Source organism: Microbacterium sp. T32, from assembly GCF_001619615.1.
GTDB lineage: Bacteria > Actinomycetota > Actinomycetes > Actinomycetales > Microbacteriaceae > Microbacterium.
This window is the reverse complement of sequence record NZ_LQQP01000047.1, coordinates 1-1,768: the sequence shown is the minus strand read 5'-3', so window position 1 is coordinate 1,768 and position 1,768 is coordinate 1. Positions and strand designations below refer to the sequence as shown.

Here is a 1,768-nt window from a genome sequence, read left to right as displayed (position 1 = left end):
GTCTTCGTGCTGGATTCTCGCCCGCTGCACGTCCAGGTCGAGCCGAATCGCGCCCGACAGCGCTCGCCGCATTCACGGCTCGTCCGGATGCCACGGGACGGATCAGTCGTTCTCCACTGGAGAGGGGAGGACCTCGGGGGTGCCCATACCGTCGGGGTCGTGTCCGCCCTCGGATGCGCCCTGCAATGCCAGCCCCCGCGCGCCGCGGTGGCCACACTCGACAGTGCCCTGCACCTCGGAGCCATCGGCGAGGATGACCTGGACGAGATCTTCGCGGCAGTGCCGGAAAAGTATCGCGTACTTCGACCGCTCGTAGATGGACGGGCCGAGGCGGGATCGGAAACGCTCGCGCGCCTGTTGGTGCGAGGTCTCGGAGTGCCGGTCGAGATCCAGAAGGTGATCGAGGGGGTGGGGCGGGTGGACCTCGTCGTGGACGGGTGGTTGGTCATCGAGTGCGACAGCCGCGCGCATCACGGAGGGTGGATCGCGCAAGAGCGGGACAGGCAACGCGATCTCGCCCTGGCGGAGCGCGGATACGTGTGCATCCGGCCGACCGCCCAGATGATCTTCACCCGACCCGATCAGCTTCTGCGCTCGGTGCGCGGACTGCTGCACGGACGTCGGCCTCAGTGAGTCGCGCCGCGGCGCGGCATGAGTACACAACGAAGGAAATCCGCCGCGCACACACGGTCATGCGCGGGCGGATGCCGCCGAACTCGACAGATTTCCTTCGTTGTGTCCACGTCGGCGACGGGAGGGCGGGCTGGGGCTGGGGCTGCAGCAGCTGCGACGGCGCCCCGCGCGGGGTCAGCCGTGGCGCAGGAGGCCGATGCGGTCGTAGACGTCGGCGAGGGTCTTCTCGGCGACGGATGCCGCCCGCTCGGCGTTCGACGCGAGGACGCGGTCGAGCTCGGCGGGGTCGGCGAGCAGCTCGAGCGCGCGCTCGCGCACCGGCTCGAACTCGGCGACGACGACCTCGGCCAGGCCCTTCTTGAAGTCGCCGTAACCGCGGCCCGCGTACTCGTCTTCGATCGAGGAGATCTCGCGGCCGGTGAGGGCCGAGTAGATCACGAGCAGGTTCGAGACACCGGGCTTCTCCTCGCGGTCGAAGCGCACCGCGCCCTCGGAGTCGGTGACGGCGCGCATGATCTTCTTGGCGCTGACCTTGGGCTCGTCGAGCATCCACAGCACACCCGCGTCGGACTCCGCCGACTTCGACATCTTCGACGTGGGGTTCTGCAGGTCGTAGATGCGGGCCGTCTCGCGCTGGATCATGGGCTTGGGCATCGTGAACGTCTCACCGAAGTTCTTGTTGAAGCGCTCGGCGAGGTCGCGGGTGAGCTCGATGTGCTGCTTCTGGTCGTCGCCGACCGGCACCACATCGGTCTGGTAGAGCAGGATGTCGGCTGCCATCAGCACCGGGTAGGTGAAGAGGCCGACGTTCGTGGCATCCGCTCCGTACCGGGCCGATTTGTCCTTGAACTGCGTCATGCGCCCGGCCTCGCCGAAGCCCGTGAGCGTCGACAGCACCCACTGCAGCTCCGCGTGCGCGGGAACGTGCGACTGCACGTAGAGGGCCGAACGCGACGGCTCGATACCCGCGGCGATGTACTGCGCTGCGGTGCGGCGCGTCTTCTCGCGCCGCTCGGCCGGGTCGCCGGGCTGCGTGAGGGCATGGAGGTCGACGACCGAGAAGAACGCGTCGTACTCGTCCTGCAGTTCGCGCCACTGGAGGAGCGCCCCGATGTAGTTGCCGATCTGGAGGCTG

General features: G+C 68.3%; 2 protein-coding genes. One reads left to right on the top strand and one right to left on the bottom strand.

Annotated elements, in window-relative coordinates; genetic code table 11:
- The first annotated feature begins 159 nt into the window (after nt 1-159).
- Nucleotides 160-633, top strand: a complete 474-nt coding sequence (locus AVW09_RS15120; RefSeq protein ID WP_156496129.1) for an endonuclease domain-containing protein — start codon at nt 160-162, stop codon at nt 631-633.
- Between the two features lie 174 nt (nt 634-807).
- Here AVW09_RS15120 and trpS read toward each other — a convergent pair.
- The coding region (gene trpS, locus AVW09_RS15115) for a tryptophan--tRNA ligase (RefSeq protein ID WP_156496128.1) at nt 808-1,768 on the bottom strand (961 nt) is incomplete at its 5' end.